Source organism: Arthrobacter sp. zg-Y1116 (assembly GCF_024385485.1).
Lineage (GTDB): Bacteria > Actinomycetota > Actinomycetes > Actinomycetales > Micrococcaceae > Arthrobacter_B.
Genome location: NZ_JANFLR010000002.1, coordinates 1 through 16,330 on the forward strand (window position 1 = coordinate 1; position 16,330 = coordinate 16,330).

The 16,330-nt window shown below is 67.0% G+C and carries 14 protein-coding genes and 1 rRNA gene; 11 read left to right on the plus strand and 4 right to left on the minus strand.

Translation table 11 applies throughout. From position 1 onward, the window contains the following. From rrf to NNX34_RS06745, 11 genes are all read left to right on the plus strand, one after another. Positions 1 to 96: ribosomal RNA gene (rrf, locus tag NNX34_RS06695) — 5S ribosomal RNA — on the plus strand; the annotation flags it as partial. Between the two features lie 330 nt (positions 97 to 426). Further along, complete coding sequence (locus tag NNX34_RS06700; RefSeq protein ID WP_255765760.1) at positions 427 to 2,604, plus strand: hypothetical protein; 2,178 nt, start codon at positions 427 to 429, stop codon at positions 2,602 to 2,604. Beyond that, entirely contained in the window at positions 2,597 to 3,595 is a 999-nt protein-coding gene (locus tag NNX34_RS06705) for an HAD-IIA family hydrolase (protein ID WP_255765761.1), read from the plus strand. Before NNX34_RS06700 ends, NNX34_RS06705 begins: the two co-directional genes overlap by 8 nt. Positions 3,596 to 3,669: 74 nt before the next feature. Then, positions 3,670 to 3,894 (plus strand): hypothetical protein, encoded by a 225-nt coding sequence (locus NNX34_RS06710; protein WP_255765762.1) that lies wholly within the window; start codon positions 3,670 to 3,672, stop codon positions 3,892 to 3,894. A 2-nt stretch (positions 3,895 to 3,896) separates the two neighbouring features. Beyond that, a complete protein-coding gene (locus NNX34_RS06715; RefSeq protein ID WP_255765763.1) occupies positions 3,897 to 4,769 on the plus strand; it encodes a TlyA family RNA methyltransferase in 873 nt (290 codons plus the stop codon). 54 nt (positions 4,770 to 4,823) lie between these two features. Then, positions 4,824 to 5,867, plus strand: a complete 1,044-nt coding sequence (locus NNX34_RS06720) for an NAD kinase (protein WP_255765764.1) — start codon at positions 4,824 to 4,826, stop codon at positions 5,865 to 5,867. Continuing rightward, positions 5,864 to 7,585: a DNA repair protein RecN gene (gene recN, locus NNX34_RS06725; protein ID WP_255765765.1), complete on the plus strand. Its 1,722-nt coding sequence runs from the start codon at positions 5,864 to 5,866 to the stop codon at positions 7,583 to 7,585. Before NNX34_RS06720 ends, recN begins: the two co-directional genes overlap by 4 nt. Positions 7,586 to 7,631: 46 nt before the next feature. Further along, on the plus strand, positions 7,632 to 9,326 hold the full coding sequence (locus NNX34_RS06730) for a CTP synthase (protein WP_308036363.1): 1,695 nt from the start codon (positions 7,632 to 7,634) through the stop codon (positions 9,324 to 9,326). Between the two features lie 2 nt (positions 9,327 to 9,328). Then, positions 9,329 to 9,991 carry an NUDIX hydrolase gene (locus tag NNX34_RS06735; protein ID WP_227922710.1) on the plus strand — a complete coding sequence of 221 codons (663 nt, stop codon included), beginning with the start codon at positions 9,329 to 9,331 and terminating at the stop codon, positions 9,989 to 9,991. Positions 9,992 to 10,293: 302 nt separating this feature from the next. After that, positions 10,294 to 11,256: a site-specific tyrosine recombinase XerD gene (xerD, locus tag NNX34_RS06740; protein ID WP_227922815.1), complete on the plus strand. Its 963-nt coding sequence runs from the start codon at positions 10,294 to 10,296 to the stop codon at positions 11,254 to 11,256. Beyond that, positions 11,256 to 11,738 (plus strand): 8-oxo-dGTP diphosphatase, encoded by a 483-nt coding sequence (locus tag NNX34_RS06745; protein ID WP_255765766.1) that lies wholly within the window; start codon positions 11,256 to 11,258, stop codon positions 11,736 to 11,738. Before xerD ends, NNX34_RS06745 begins: the two co-directional genes overlap by 1 nt. A gap of 284 nt (positions 11,739 to 12,022) precedes the next feature. Here the strand turns inward: NNX34_RS06745 and NNX34_RS06750 are convergent, their stop codons facing one another. Genes NNX34_RS06750 through NNX34_RS06765 form a run of 4 tightly spaced genes read right to left on the minus strand, consistent with a single transcriptional unit; the run spans position 12,023 to position 16,286 of the window. Next, the gene (locus NNX34_RS06750; RefSeq protein WP_255765767.1) at positions 12,023 to 13,156 is read right to left on the minus strand and encodes a bifunctional 2-methylcitrate synthase/citrate synthase; all 1,134 of its coding nucleotides are present in this window, start codon (positions 13,154 to 13,156) and stop codon (positions 12,023 to 12,025) included. Positions 13,157 to 13,200: 44 nt separating this feature from the next. Continuing rightward, the gene (gene prpB / locus NNX34_RS06755; protein WP_227933236.1) at positions 13,201 to 14,106 is read right to left on the minus strand and encodes a methylisocitrate lyase; all 906 of its coding nucleotides are present in this window, start codon (positions 14,104 to 14,106) and stop codon (positions 13,201 to 13,203) included. Next, positions 14,107 to 15,624 carry an MmgE/PrpD family protein gene (locus tag NNX34_RS06760; RefSeq protein ID WP_255765768.1) on the minus strand — a complete coding sequence of 506 codons (1,518 nt, stop codon included), beginning with the start codon at positions 15,622 to 15,624 and terminating at the stop codon, positions 14,107 to 14,109. Next, complete coding sequence (locus tag NNX34_RS06765) at positions 15,621 to 16,286, minus strand: GntR family transcriptional regulator (RefSeq protein ID WP_255765769.1); 666 nt, start codon at positions 16,284 to 16,286, stop codon at positions 15,621 to 15,623. Before NNX34_RS06765 ends, NNX34_RS06760 begins: the two co-directional genes overlap by 4 nt. Positions 16,287 to 16,330: the final 44 nt, after the last annotated feature.

The following is a 16,330-nucleotide window of genomic DNA, read 5'->3' on the forward strand; positions in this document are numbered from 1 at the left end:
GAAACGCCCGGTCCCATTCCGAACCCGGAAGCTAAGACCCACAGCGCCGATGGTACTGCATCCGGGAGGATGTGGGAGAGTAGGTCACCGCCGGACAATATTTGAATACAGGTCGAGCCTGTACCAGTGCTGGTACGGGCTCTTCCTCTTTAACCCGCGGAAACTGTCCGGTAGGCCGAAAGCGGCGGCGCCGGCGTCGTGCTCCGTACCTGGACCGTGGATGCCCGGGGCCCGCGGGTGTCGAGACTCACTGTCCAACGGGGCTTCAATGAGGCCGGCGGAATCGGCGCCAGGCAGCACACTGGACTAGAATTACCCAGAGGCATGATGGCCTCCCATAACTTTTACATCTTCATTACAGGTACATAGTGACGAGCGACTGCAGTAATTCCGTTGGTCGGCTCACGACGAGAGGAACTCAGCAGCATGTCAGAGCAAGATAACAGGGATCAGCGGGGCAGCGACGCAGCCCGCAACAGCAGCTCGTCAGACCGACGCGATGACCGCGGCCGTCCCGCCACGAATGACCGTAACGCGCCCAAGCGCTTTGAAGATCGCAAGCCGTCCTTCGGCGGCCGTCCCGCACGCGACGGCGAACGCAAGTCTTTCGGCGACCGCGGAGCAGCCGGCAAGCCGTATTCGAAGGATCGCAAGCCGTCCTTCGGTGATCGTCCCGCACGAAGCGGCGATGACCGCCGTCCCGCACGCGACGGTGAGCGTAAGCCGTTCTCTGAGCGCAGCGGTGAGCGTAAGCCCTTCGGCGACCGCAGCGACCGCAAGCCGTCGTTCGGCGGCGACGATCGCCGTCCTGCCCGTGACACCGAAGGCCGGACCCCCTTCAGCGATCGTTCTGACCGGAATGAGCGTGCCAGCCGGGGGAGTGATGACCGTCGTCCGCCGCGTGATGGTGAGCGTAAGTCCTTTGGTGATCGTGGGGACCGTAAGCCGTTCTCGCGTGATGATCGTCCGCAGCGTGACAGCCGTCCGCCCCGTGACGGTGAGCGGAAGCCTTTCGGCGACCGTAAGCCGTCATTCGGAGGCGATGACCGTCGTCCGCCCCGTGACGGTGAGCGTAAGCCGTTCTCCCGTGATTCCCGTCCGCCGCGTGATGGCGAGCGTAAGTCCTTCGGCGACCGCGGCGACCGCAAGCCGTTCTCGCGCGATGATCGTCCCCAGCGTGACAGCCGTCCGCCCCGCGACGGTGAGCGGAAGCCTTTCGCTGACCGCGGCGATCGTCCGCAGCGTGACAGCCGTCCGCCGCGTGACGGTGAGCGTAAGTCCTTTGGTGATCGTGGTCCGTCCGCTGAGCGTAAGCCGTTCGGCGACCGCGGCGACCGTAAGCCGTCATTCGGAGGCGATGACCGTCGTCCGCCCCGTGACGGTGAGCGTAAGCCGTTCTCCCGTGATTCCCGTCCGCCGCGTGATGGCGAGCGTAAGTCCTTCGGCGACCGCGGCGACCGCAAGCCGTTCTCGCGCGATGATCGTCCCCAGCGTGATTCCCGTCCGCCCCGCGACGGTGAGCGGAAGCCTTTCGGCGACCGCCCCTCACACGGTTCCGACCGTCCGTCGTTCCGCCGTGATGACGCCCCGGCAGCACCCCGTCCCCGTAACGCCAAGGACCTGCGCAGCGCCAACCGGCCTGACCGTGAACGCTCACCGGAAATCGATGAGGACGTTACAGGGCAGGAGCTGGACAAGGTCACCCGCGCCCAGCTGCGCAACCTGGAGGAAGTAAACAGCGAGTGGGTCGCCAAGCACCTGGTGATGGCCGGTCGCTTGATCGACGACGAGCCTGAACTGGCTTTCCAGCATGCACTGGCCGCCAGCCGACGCGGCGGACGCATGGCAGTGGTCCGCGAAGCTGTCGGCCTGACCGCCTATGCAGCCGAGCACTTCGGTGAAGCCCTGCGCGAGTTCCGCACCTACCGCCGGATCAGCGGCTCCAATACCTACCTGCCGATGATGGCCGACTGCGAACGCGGTCTGGGCCACCCGGAAAAGGCATTGGACATGGCCCGGTCCGACGACGCCAAGGACCTGGACGCCGCCGGCCAGGTAGACCTCGCCATCGTCGTCTCGGGTGCCCGCATGGACATGGGCCAGTTCGACGCAGCTGTTGCCGCACTGGAGATCCCGCAGCTGGACCGCAACCGGGCCTTCTCCTACAGCCCCCGGCTGTTCCGTGCCTACGCGGACGCCCTGGAGGTTGCAGGCCGCAACGAAGAAGCACAGAAGTGGCAGAAGCAGGCCTTGCGGGCTGACGAAGCCCTGGGCTTCGGCGACTTTGCAGAGCCGGAAATCTTCGACCTGGTACCTGAGGAAGAAGAACGTCCCAAGCGCCGTCCCGAGGCCCGCGAGGACCGCTCCGGTGCCTACTTCGCACCGGCCGAAGAAGCCCCGAAGGACAACCTCGACCCGTCCGACGACATCGACGCGCTGCCCAGCGACGAGCAGGAAAACCTGCTCACCGAGGACAGCGACGTTAATGACGACGGCGAGGCCGTGGAAGTCGTAGTCTCGGACTTCGATTACGACGACGATGAGGACGAGGAAACCCCTCGTGAAGACGCCGACGAGACGGAGCAGCAGCGCACTGATGGCTAATCCTTCACTGGTCTCCGGTTACGACGCGGTCTTTTCCGATCTGGACGGCGTGGTCTACGCCGGACCGCACGCGATTCCGGGGGCCGTGGAGGCCCTCGGCAGGCTGGCCGATGAATCGGTCCAGCTTGCCTACATCACCAACAACGCATCGCGCTCCTCGGAAACCGTTGCCGCCCACCTGCGCGAACTCGGAGCACCCGCTACTGCGGAAAATGTGTTCGGGTCCGCGCAGGCAGGTGCGGAGCTCCTGGCAACCAAGGTTGCACCGGGATCCAGGGTCCTGGTCACCGGCAGCGCGACCCTGGCCGCGGCTGTCGACGCTGTGGGCATGGTGCGCGTTGCCTCAGCCGATGACGCTCCCGACGCCGTGATCCAGGGGTTCGATCCCTCCTTGGGGTGGGCCGACCTGGCCGAGGCAGCCTTCGCCGTTGGACGCGGAGCTGTCTGGGTGGCCACGAACACGGATCTCTCCATCCCGCAGGCCCGCGGCATTGCGCCCGGCAACGGGACACTGGTGGCCGCCGTCGGTGCCGCCACGGGTCGCGTTCCTTTCGTTGCCGGCAAGCCTGAAGCTCCGCTGTTTACGACGGCGGCCCGCCACCTGGACGTTCACCGCCCGCTGGTGGTGGGGGACCGGCTGGACACGGACATCCTGGGCGGCACCAACGCCGGTTTTGATACGGCGCTGGTACTCACCGGCGTCGACACCCCGCTGACGGCGCTGGCCGCACGAATGCCGGAGCGGCCGGTGTACCTCATTGAGAACCTCGAGGCGCTGTTTAAACCGTATCCAGCACCCGTCCTCGAGGGCGGGCAGTACCGCTGCGGCGCTGCTGCCGCCTGGGTGGAGGACACCGCTTTGGTGATTACAGGCGACTCCTCCGACCTGGACAGCTGGCGCGCCGGCTGTGCCGCCTGGTGGGCCGCCTTCCCGGAGCTGGAATCCGCCCGGGCACCCGAGATCCGCTGGACTGTCACCGCACGCGGCTAGGCTTCCAAGAGAAGTTCCGTTCATCATTTACGCATTCAAAATGCATCCAGCATGCAACAGCAGGAGGAAGACCGATGCCTGAATCCCAGCCGTCAAAGCCATGGCCGCAGACACCGGTCTCCACGGACGACGACGCCGTCGATTCCGTTCTTGACGCCCTCGATCCGCTGGGTGCCCAGCCCGTGGCCGGCCACGCGGCGGTCTACCGGGAGCTGCACGACGCCCTGCTCACCGAGCTGAACACCGAACCCCCGGCGGCGCCGCCGGCGCCCGGCGCACACCTCGGGACAGCAGGCTAGGCATGCCCAGGCTCGACCAGGAACTCGTCACCCGGGGACTCGCCCGCTCCCGGACCCAGGCGGCCAAGCTGATTGCCGCAGGGCGGGTGCTGCGCGCCGGGAAGCCTGCCGTCAAACCGTCTGCAGCGGTGGATGCCGGCGAACGCCTTGTAGTGCTCGACGACGGTCTGCCGGACTACGTCAGCCGCGCAGGGCACAAGCTGGCCGGCGCCCTTGCCGCCTTCCCTGCCGTGCAGCCGCACGGACTGCGCTGCCTGGATGCCGGTGCCTCCACCGGAGGCTTCACCGACGTCCTGCTTCGCTCCGGCGCCGCACACGTGGCCGCCGTCGACGTCGGGCACGGACAGCTGGTGGAACCGCTTCGGCAGGATCCCCGGGTCAGTGTCTACGAGGGCATGAATGTCCGCTACCTCGATCCGGCGGACATCGGGGGAACCGTAGACCTCACGGTGGCGGATCTGTCGTTCATCTCCCTGACGATGGTCGTTGGACCGTTGGCGGCCGCCACCCGCCCCGGGGGAAGCCTGCTGCTGATGGTGAAACCCCAGTTCGAGGTGGGGCGTGAGAGGCTGGACCGGACGGGAGTAGTCACCGATCCGCTCCAGCACCGCTCGGCCGTAACGTCCGTAGCGGCGGCTGCGCTCGGTGCGGGGTTGGAAATCGCGGGCATTGCACCGAGCCCGCTTCCCGGCCAGAACGGCAACGTGGAGTTCTTTATGTGGCTGCAGGTGCCCCGGCAGCACTCCGCCTCCACAGCTGACCAAACCGCGGGAAGTCCACAAGGCGCCGGCCCGTCGCCGGCCGCTGCGGCCGCCGAACTGGTAGATACGGCGTTTGCCGGGTTTGCGGAGCGGAAGCCCGCCGTAGAAGACTGACGGATGGGCATGCCGCAGGCATTCACCCGTAGGACGAAGAGGACGAAGAGGGACATGAGCAGACGCATACTGGTTTTGGCCCATACCGGACGGCGGGCCGCCATGACCGCTGCCCAGGAAGCCTGCACCCAGCTTCATTCCTCCGGACTCGTTCCGGTGATGCGGCGCAGCGACCTTGAAGACATCCAGGCCGAATACGGAGTGCTCACCGCCCCCACGGAAATCCTCGACGAGGATGTTGCACTGGACGACGTGGACCTGGGCATGGTGCTCGGAGGCGACGGGACCATCCTGCGTGCCGCCGAACTGGTACGCGGAACCAGCGTGCCCCTGCTGGGCGTCAACCTCGGACACGTAGGCTTCCTGGCCGAAAGCGAGCGTGCGGACCTCGCCCAGACCGTCCACTGGGTCGTGGAGCGGGCCTACACGGTTGAAGAACGCATGACCATTGACGTTAAGGTCTGGTTCGGCGGAGAACTCATCGCCCGGACGTGGGCGCTGAACGAGGCTGCAGTGGAAAAGGCCGACCGCCAGCGCATGCTCGAAGTGGTCATTGAAGTGGACGCCCGCCCCATCAGTTCCTTCGGATGCGACGGTGTCGTGCTGGCCACGCCCACCGGCTCCACCGCCTACGCCTTCTCCGCCGGTGGCCCCGTGGTCTGGCCCGAGGTCGAAGCCCTGCTGCTGGCACCCATCAGCGCACACGCCCTGTTCGCCAAGCCGCTGGTGGTTTCGCCGGCGTCCGTGCTGGCAGTGGAGATCCTGACCCGTACCGACGCTGCCGGAGTGCTCTGGTGCGACGGCCGGCGCAGCGTCGATCTGCCGCCGGGAGCACGCGTGGAAGTGACCCGGTCCAAGACGCCCGTCCGTCTGGCACGCACGCATCTCACCCCGTTCTCGGAGCGGTTGGTCCGTAAGTTCCAGCTGCCTACCCACGGATGGCGGGGACCTGCACCGGTCCCCGCCGCCGGGACCCAGCTCAGCCCTGCAGCAGGCCAGGCGGATCCTCGCGGGAACCCTGCCGACGGCGGCGCAGCACACGACCGGCCGGCGGCCAGGGACGCAGCAGTTTCGGACAGCGGAGGCATTGTCGAATGATTGAGGAAATCCGGATCCGGGACCTCGGTGTTATCACCGACGCCACCCTGGACCTAGGCCCGGGCTTTACGGTGGTGACCGGTGAGACCGGCGCCGGCAAGACCATGGTCATCACCGCGCTGGGACTGCTCCTGGGCGCGCGTTCCGACGCCGGTGCCGTGCGCATTGGTGCCAAGTCCGCCGTCGCCGAGGCGCTCGTGCACGTGGATCCGCAGAGCCCTGCGGCCGTCCGCGCAGCCGAGGCGGGAGCCGAACTCGAAGAGTACGACGGCGCCGCCGAACTTACGCTGGTCCGTACCGTCAACGCCGACGGCCGCAGCCGTGCACATGTGGGCGGACGGTCGGCTCCGGTGGGCGTGCTGGCGGAAGTCGGAGAGCACCTGGTGGTGGTCCACGGACAGACCGACCAGCTGCGCCTGAAGAGCGCGGCAGCCCAGCGCGAGGCGCTGGACAAGTACGCCGGTTCCCCGCTTGCCGCCGAACTCGGCACCTACCGCGAGGACTACGCCCGCTGGCGGACCGCGGCAAAGGAACTCGCGGAACTGCGGGACCAGGCCCGGGACCGGCTGCGCGAAGCCGAATACCTGACCGCCGCGCTGGAGGAAATCGAAGCGGTGGATCCGCAGCCGGGGGAGGACGATTCCCTCAAGGCGGAGGCCATGCGCCTGAGCAACCTCGAGGAACTGCGCACCGCCGCGGTGAGCGCCCACGCGGCCCTGATCGCCGACGATTTTGCCGACGGCGGCGACGCCACGTCGCTGGTGGACGCCGCCAAGCGGCAGCTGGAATCGGCAGGGGAGCACGATCCGGCCCTGGCTGCTTCCGGGCAGCGCCTGGCCGAGGTGGGCTATATCCTGGCCGACATCGCCACCGAGCTTGCCAGCTACGGGGCTTCACTGGACTCCGAGGGACCGGAACGGCTGGCCGAGGTGGAGTCCCGCCGGGCGGAACTGGCAGGACTGGTCCGCAAATACGCCCCCTCGATCGACGGGGTCCTGGAGTGGAGCGGCGAAAGCGCCAAACGCCTCGCCGAACTCAGCTCCGACGATTCCCGGATCGAAGCCCTAGAGGCGGAGATCGGTGCCCTGGGCGAACGCCTGGCAACCCGCGGTGCGGCCCTGACCAAACTGCGGACCGAGGCGGCCGCGGAACTCGCCCAGCGGGTCAGTGACGAGCTCACGGCGCTGGCGATGAAGGACGCCAACCTGGTCATCGAGGTGGAACCCACGGGGGAGCCGGGACCGCACGGTGCCGACAGCATATCCTTCCTGCTCGCACCGCATCCCGGTGCCCCGGCCCGCCCGCTGGGGAAGGGTGCCTCGGGCGGTGAACTCTCCCGCGTAATGCTGGCGATCGAAGTGGTCCTGGCCGCGGTGGACCCGGTCCCCACCTTCATCTTCGACGAAGTGGATGCAGGCGTCGGCGGCAAGGCAGCGGTCGAAATCGGCCGCCGGCTGGCCATGCTGGCGAAGCACGTGCAGGTGATCGTCGTGACCCACCTTCCGCAGGTGGCCGCGTTCGCCGATCATCACATCCGCGTGATCAAGACCTCCACGGCAACCGACGACGGTTCGGGCGTCACCGCCAGCGACGTCCGGGTGCTGGGCCAGGAGGAGCGGATCAAGGAACTCGCCCGGATGCTAGCCGGGCAGGAAGATTCGGCGTCGGCCCGTGCCCACGCCGAGGAACTGTTGGATTCGGCGGGACATCTTCAGTGACGTCCCGCAGGAATCCAGACACAGGTCAAACCCGAAACGACAAAAGGTGATAGGCTCGAACTCCGTGGTGCAGCGATCAAATTCCAGGTTTCCCAAGTCGTCTTCTACGACCAAACACATCTTCGTCACCGGTGGCGTGGCGTCCTCACTTGGCAAGGGACTGACAGCGTCAAGTCTCGGCCATCTGTTGAGGTCGCGCGGCATAGCGGTGACCATGCAGAAGCTCGATCCGTATTTGAATGTGGATCCGGGCACAATGAACCCCTTCCAGCACGGCGAAGTCTTCGTGACCGACGACGGTGCCGAGACCGACCTCGACATCGGACACTACGAGCGGTTCCTTGACGAGAGCCTCGACGGCTCCGCCAACGTAACCACCGGCCAGGTGTACTCGACGGTCATCGCCAAGGAGCGCCGCGGCGAATACCTCGGCGACACGGTCCAGGTCATTCCTCACATCACCGACGAGATCAAGCGCCGGATGCGCCTGCCCTCCGAGGCGAAGAAGACCCCCGACGTCATCATCACCGAAATCGGCGGCACGGTAGGCGACATCGAGTCCCAGCCGTTCCTGGAAGCGGCCCGCCAGGTCCGCCAGGACATCGGCCGCAGCAACGTCTTCTTCCTGCATGTTTCCCTCGTGCCGTACATCGGCCCGTCGCAGGAACTGAAGACCAAGCCGACCCAGCACTCCGTGGCCGCCCTGCGGTCCATCGGCATCCAGCCGGACGCGATTGTCATCCGTTCCGACCGCCCGGTGCCCGATGCCATGCGCAACAAGATCGGCCGCATGTGCGACGTCGATGTTGATGCCGTCATCGGCTGCCCGGATGCCCCGAGCATCTACGACATCCCCAAGACCCTCCACTCCCAGGGCCTGGACGCGTACATCGTCCAGCATCTGGACCTGAAGTTCAAGGACGTCAACTGGACCAAGTGGGACCGCCTGCTTGAATCCGTGCACAACCCGAAGCACCACGTGGACATTGCCCTCGTGGGCAAGTACGTGGACCTGCCGGACGCCTACCTGTCGGTTACCGAAGCACTGCGTGCCGGCGGCTTCGCCAACAAGGCCAAGGTCAATATCCGCTGGGTACCCTCGGATGACTGCGACACCCCCGAAGGTGCAGCCAAGGCCCTGGCCGGCGCGGACGCCATCTGCGTTCCCGGCGGCTTCGGCATCCGCGGCCTCGAGGGCAAGCTCGGCGCCCTGACCTACGCCCGGGAGAACAAGCTTCCGACGCTGGGCCTGTGCCTTGGCCTGCAGTGCATGGTCATTGAATACGCCCGCAACGTGGTCGGCCTGGAAGGCGCTTCCTCCTCCGAGTTCGAACCGGATACCCAGTACCCGGTGATCGCCACCATGGCCGAGCAGAAGGACATTGTTGCCGGCGGCGGCGACATGGGCGGCACCATGCGCCTGGGCCTGTGGGACGCGAAGCTGGAACCGGAATCCGTGGTTGCCAAGACCTACGGCAAGACGGAGGTGGCCGAGCGCCACCGCCACCGCTACGAGGTCAACAACCAGTACCGCGACCAGATTGCCGACGCCGGCCTGGTGTTCTCCGGAACCACCACCGACGGCGGCCTGGTGGAGTTCGTAGAGCTTCCGGCAGACGTGCACCCGTACTACGTGTCCACTCAGGCACACCCGGAGCTCAGCTCCCGTCCGACGCGTCCGCACCCGCTGTTCGCCGGACTCGTCAAGGCTGCCCTGGCCCACCAGAGCGGCAAGGCCTAGCCATGGCACCGGGGTTCGCCGACGAACAAAGCCCGCGCCCGCTGCTGGAATCGGAAACGGTTTACAGCGGTCCGGTGTGGGACGTGGTCAAGGAGAAATTCCTCCTGACCGACGACGGCGAACCCCTGGTCCGTGACTACATCGCCCACCCGGGCGCGGTGGCCATCCTTGCCATGAACGACGCCGGGCAGGTGCTGCTGATCAACCAGTACCGGCACCCGGTGCGGATGACCCTGTGGGAAATCCCGGCCGGGCTGTTGGACGTGGACGGTGAAGACTTCCAGGTCGGCGCCGCACGCGAACTGGCCGAGGAAGCAGACCTGGAAGCCTCCGAATGGCAGGTCCTCACGGACCTGTTCCTCTCACCCGGTTCCTCCCGGGAAGCCCTGCGCATCTATCTGGCCCGCGGTATCTCCGAGGTGCCGGAGGCGCAGCGGCACACCAGGACCCACGAGGAAGCCGAAATCACTACCGCATGGGTGGATTTGGATGAGGCCGTGCAGGCAGCCCTGCAGGGACGCATGCACAGCCCATCCGCGGTGGCCGCCGTCCTGGCCGCCGCCGTCGCCCGCGGCAACGGGTACCGCGACCTGCGCCCCGCCGACGCCCCGTGGCCCGAACACCACTCGCAGCACTCCTCCTGGGCCAACGGCCCCGTGCGCTAGGAACCACAATGCCCGGCGCTGATGCTGATGCCAGCTCTACGAATAACGACACCGTTGCCATTCGCCTGCACGGATCCCTGAACCCCACCCTCAAGCTGGACCTTGAATCGGAAGAGGCACGCAGGCTGCGGGACGCAGACCTGGCCGAGCTGGACCGGACCGGTTCCATGCAGCCGCTGCCCCGGAACCCGGCGGCAGCGGAGCCCGGGACCGAGGCCGAACCAAACCCGGCGCCCGCCCGGAGGCCCGCAGCGAAACCCGCACCCAAGCCTGCCACCCAGGCACGCTCCCGGGCCGCAACGATGATTTCGGCGGCCGAGGAACTGCGCTCCACACCGGCCGGCCGGGCCATCGGCAGCTATCTGCAGCACATGGCTGTTGAACGCGGTCTGGCGGTCAATACCCTCGATGCCTACCGCCGGGACCTGCTGCGGTACGCCCGCTTCCTGAGCGCCCGGGGCGTGGAGGATATTTCCCGGATCTCCCGCCACGACGTGACAGCGTTTGCCCAGTCGATTTCCGAAGGCTCCGACGGTGCCTCCGCACTGAGCGTCCGTTCTGCCGCCCGCACCATCGTGGCGGTGCGCGGACTGCACCGGTTCTGGGCGCTCGAAGGCATGACCGCCGCCGATCCGGCGTCGGACGTACATCCGCCCATGCCGGGCAAGCGCCTGCCCAAAGCGATCAGCGTCAACGAGGTCACGCGCATCCTGGAGGCTGTCAGCCTTGATACGCCCTCCGGGCTGCGGGACCGTGCCCTGCTGGAGTTCCTGTACTCCACCGGAGCGCGCATCAGCGAGGCCGTGGGCCTGGATGTCGATGACCTGTCGCTGGAGCGTATCCCGGCCAAGGGCCCGGATGTCGTGCGGCTGTTCGGCAAGGGGTCCAAGGAACGGCTGGTTCCGCTCGGTTCCTATGCTGCCCGTGCCCTGGACGAGTACCTGGTGCGCGGACGCCCGGCGGCCTCGGCCAAGGGCAAGGGCACGCCTGCCCTGTTCCTGAACGCCCGCGGCGGACGGCTGTCCCGGCAAAGCGCCTGGACCATCCTGAAGAACGCCGCCGAGAAGGCCGATATCGGCCGGGATGTTTCGCCGCACACCCTGCGGCATTCGTTCGCCACGCACCTGCTCGAAGGCGGTGCGGATGTCCGCGTGGTCCAGGAGCTGCTCGGCCATGCCTCGGTGACCACCACACAGGTCTACACGCTGGTGACGGCGGAAACACTGCGCGAGGTCTACGCCGCAGCCCACCCGCGGGCACTGTAGTGGAGTTCCGTGCCTCGCCGGTGGTCCTGTGTTTCCTGTTCCGGGAGACGCCCCACGGCCGTCAGGTGCTGATGGGATTGAAAAAGACCGGTTTCGGCCTCGGCCGGGTCGTCACGCTGGGCGGTCATATCGAAGCCGGGGAAACCCCGGAGCAGGCCGCCGTGCGTGAGGTGGAGGAAGAGTCCGGCGTCATAGTCGCGGAGAATGATCTGGCACGGGCCGGCACCATCGAGTGGATCTTTCCCGCACAGCCCGGCCTGGACATGTCCACCGTGCTCTTCCGGGCACACCGCTGGGACGGCGAACCGGGGGAGACAGACGAGATCCTTCCGGCCTGGTATCCGGCCGGGGAAATGCCCTACGCCAAGATGTGGCCGGATTCGGCCCACTGGATGCCCCGCCTTCTGGCCGGCGAATATTTCAACGCCGTCATCACCATCGCGGACGACAACGTCAACGTTTCGAGTGTCGTCTTTTCCTAGGCAACGACATAACACCGTCGCGAAAAAGCGGGGTCTGGAGGGGCTCGGACTCGGAGATGGCACCGGGCCCAGGGATGCGGCGGCGTTCGGGAGGCACCGGGGAGGCAACGTGACCCCTGGTGAGGCGCCCGATGCGGCCACAGGGGACCCCGGATAAGGCGGCTTTAATATTCTCCGCGAGCTCTGCGAGCGGGGAATTTCGTTGCCGCCGTTCCGGGGCCCCCGGTGGTGCCCCGACGGGACCCGGGGACCCGGGGACCCGGGGCCCCGGAAGGGCCTAAACCCTACGGCAGGTGCCGCTCCTCGGCCCCGTTGTATTCGCTCAGCGGGCGGATCAGGGAGTTGGCTTCGAGCTGCTCCATGATGTGCGCCGTCCACCCGGTGATCCGTGCGGCCACGAACAGCGGTGTGAACGTGAGGGTGTCGAAGCCCATCAGGTGGTAGACCGGGCCGGCCGGGTAGTCCAGGTTCGGCATGATGTTCTTGCGCTCACCCATGGCCGATTCCAGTGCCGTGTACAGGTCGCCCATGTCCGGACGGTCGTAGTACTTGACCATGTTGTCCAGGGCGGCCTTCATGGTCGGCACCCGGGAGTCGCCGTTCTTGTAGACCCGGTGGCCGAAGCCCATGATCTTCTTCTTCTCCGCCAGCGCCTCGTCCAGCCAGGCAGCCGCGTGGGCCGCGACGTCGCCGTCGGCAGCGCTCTCGGTGATCTCCGCGAACGTGTGCATGACTGCTTCGTTGGCGCCGCCGTGCAGCGGGCCCTTGAGTGCGCCGATGGCACCGGTTACGGCCGAGTGCAGGTCCGAAAGCGTGGAGGTGATGACGCGGGCGGTGAAGGTGGACGCGTTGAAGGAGTGCTCCGCGTACAGGATCATCGAAACGTTGAAGGCTTCCACCACCTCGGGGGCTGCTTCCTCGCCGAAGGTCATCCAGAGGAAGTTCGCGGAGTAGTCCAGGTCGTCGCGCGGTTCCACGACGTCCTCGCCGCGGCGGCGGCGCTGGTCATAGGCGACGACGGCGGGCATCCCCGCGAAGAGGCTCACGGCCTTGTCCATGTTGGCCTGGACGGAGGAATCCCCGGCCTGCTCGTGGGACGCGCCCAGCACGGACGCTGCGGTACGGCAGACGTCCATCGGGTGGCAGGTCACGGGCAGCGCGTCAATGACGGCCTTCAGTTCGGGGGTGAGGGCGCGCTGGCTGCGTTCCCCTTTGGTGAATTCGGCCAGCTGTGCCTCGGTGGGAAGCTCGCCGTTCCACAGCAGATAGGCCACCTCTTCGAAACTGCACCGGGCGGCGAGTTCCTGGACGGGATAGCCGCGGTACAGCAGGGAATTGGTTTCCGGGTTGACCTTGGAAACGCGGGTGGTGTCTACGAGTACCCCCGCCAGGCCCTTGTGGATCTGGGTGTCTGTCATTGGTGCTGACTCCTTCGTCGTGCAGGGAAAATGCGTGGCGGGTCCTAGCGGGTGCCCGGAACCTGGAAGTTGAAAACGGACGTATCGAACTGGTTGTACGCCTCATAATCCACCAGTTCATACAAACGCGCACGCGTGAGCATATTGGGAACATCGGCCTGCTGGGTGCCGTGCGCCTTGATGGTCTCCAGCGTGCGTTCGGCGGCGCCCATGGCGCTGCGCAGCAGGGTGACCGGGTAGATCACCATGTTCACGCCTGCCGAGGCCAGCTCGTCGTAAGTGAACAGGTCGCTCTTGCCGAACTCGGTCATGTTCGCCAGGATCGGCACGTCGACGGCGGCACGGATGGCCGCGAACTCCTCCAGGGACTTCATCGCCTCCGGGAAGATGGCGTCCGCTCCGGCGTCGACCAGGGCGCGGGCACGGTCCTGCGCCGCTTCCAGGCCGTCCACGGCGCGGATATCGGTGCGGGCCATGATCAGGAAGTTCGGATCCCGGCGCGCATCGGCTGCTGCGCGGATGCGCTTGACCGCGGTGTCGGTGTCCACCACGTTCTTGCCGTCCAGGTGCCCGCACCGCTTGGGGTTGAACTGGTCCTCGATGTGGCAGCCGGCCAGGCCGGCGTTTTCGAGTTCCTGGATGGTGCGGGCCACGTTCATCGGTTCGCCGAAGCCGGTGTCTGCGTCCACGATGGCCGGGAGGTTCGTCATCCGGGCAATCTGTCCGGCGCGGGTGGCCACCTCGGTGAGCGTGGTCAGGCCGATGTCCGGCAGGCCCAGGTCATTGGCCAGGACGGCGCCGGAGATGTAGACGCCGTCGAACCCTTTTTCCTCGATCAGGCGTGCCGAGAGCGGGTTGAAGGCTCCCGGGAACTGCTGCAGGGTGCCGGAGGCCAGCCCTTCGCGGAAGGCAATCCGCTTGGCCTCGGGGGTTACGGAGGAGTACAGCATTTAGAAGAGTCCCTTCGGTGCGGCCGCGGGGTCAATGACGCCCTCGGCAGCGGTGATGTTCAGCTGGTCCAGCTGGCCGGCGGCCAGTTCGGGCAGGCGCTGGACGGTGGTGAGGAAGCGGTCGATTTCCTCGGCGGAGACCAGGCCTTCGGCCAGGGTGCGGAACTTGTTGATGTACTGCTCGCGGGTGAACGGCTTGGCGCCGAGCGGGTGGGCATCGGCGACGGCGATCTCGTCGGTGATGACGGTGCCGTCGGTCAGCACGATGGTCACCTTGCCGCCGAAGGCCTTTTCGCTGATGTCCAGCGAGTGGTAGCGGCGGGTCCATTCCGGATCCTCCACGGTGGTGACCTTGTGCCACAGCTCAACGGTGTCCGGCCGGCCGGCGCGTTCGGGGGAGTAGGAGTCCACGTGGTGCCAGGCGCCGTCCTGCAGGGCGACGGTGAAGATGTACGGGATCGAGTGGTCCAGGGTTTCGCGCGAGGCGGTGGGATCGTACTTCTGCGGATCGTTGGCGCCGGAGCCGATCACGTAGTGGGTGTGGTGCGAGGTGGCGATCAGGACGCTTTCCACGTTGGCCGCGTCCGCAGCCTCGGGGTGCTCGGCGTGGATCTTGCGGGCCAGGTCGATCCAGGCCTGGGCCTGGTACTCGGCGGAGTGTTCCTTGGTGTAGGTGTCCAGGATGGCCCGCTTGGCTTCGCCGTCTTCGGGCAGCGGCACTTCGTAGGCGGCGTCGGGGCCGTCCAGCAGCCAGGCAATGACGCCGTCTTCACCCTCGTAGATGGGGGTGGGGGAGGTCTGGCCGCGCATTGCCCGGTCCACGGCCTCGACGGCCATCTTGCCGGCGAACGCCGGAGCGTGGGCCTTCCAGGTGGAGATCTCGCCCTTGCGGGACTGGCGGGTGGCGGTGGTGGTGTGCAGGGCCTGGCCGACGGCCTGGAAGATGGTGTCGACGTCGAGCCCCAGCAGGGTGCCGATGCCGGCGGCTGCGGACGGGCCGAGGTGGGCCACGTGGTCGATCTTGTGCTTGTGCAGGCAGATGGCCTTGGCCAGGTTGACCTGGATTTCGTAGCCGGTGGCGATGCCGCGGATCAGGTCCCGGCCCGAGGCGCCGGTGTGCTGTGCGACGGCGAGGACGGGCGGGATGTTGTCTCCGGGATGCGAGTACTCGGCGGCCAGGAAGGTGTCGTGGTAGTCCAGTTCGCGCACGGCCACGCCGTTGGCCCAGGCCGCCCATTCGGGGGAGGTCTTGGCGAGCACGCCGAACACGGAGGCGCCCTTGCCGTGGGCGGAGGGGGAGAAGGACAGCGCCTGGGCGCGGGCGGCGACAATCGGACCGCGGTTCAGGGATGCGACGGCCACGGAGGCGTTGTCGATGATGCGGTTGATGACCATGTCCGTGACGTCGTCGGTGACCTCGACGGGATCGGCGGCAACCTTGGCGATCTTGTAGGCCAGCTGGTCTTCGCGGGCCAGCTTTTCGTCGCTGCGGTAGACGCGTACTTTGTTCAGGTTCAAGGGATTGTCCTTATCTCGGGGGTGGTGATCCGGGCGGATCGAAGGTGTTCAAGGCTTTTGTGCAGGTGGACCGATACCGAGGCGCTCGCCAGGTCCGGGTCGCCGGTGGCTACGGCAGCGGCGATGGTGGCGTGTTCGCCGGCGGTTTCCAGCAGCCGTTCGGGGTTGTCCTTGGCCAGGCGCCGTACCCGGGCCAGGTGCAGCCGGACGTTGCCCAGGGCCTGCGTGAGGTAGGAATTGGCGGCGGCGGCGTCGATGGCGGCGTCGAGTTCGGCCACCAGCTCGTAGTAGCCGCCGCGGTTCTGCCGGTCCAAGGTGCTGATGAGGCTGCCGGCCGAGCGGAAGCGGGACTGCAGATCTTCAAAGACCGCTGCCTGCCCGCGCACGGCCGCAAGGGCCGCACTTTTGCATTCCAGCGCCTGGCGCAGTTCAAAGAGCTCGGCGACGGTGTCGAGGGAGATGCCGGTAACGACGACGCCGCGTCCGCTGTGCGGGGCGGCCAGGCCGTCAGCAGTCAGCCGGCTCAGTGCTTCACGCAGGGGAGTGCGGGAAACACCCAGGCGAGCGGACTGCTCCACTTCGCCCAGGACGGTGCCCGGCGGGAGCCTCCACTCCACGATGTCCTGCCGCAGGGCGGCGTACGCGCGGTCACTGGCCCGCATGGTGCGCCTCCTCACGACTGATAACTGCGTCACGTTACCCGTCA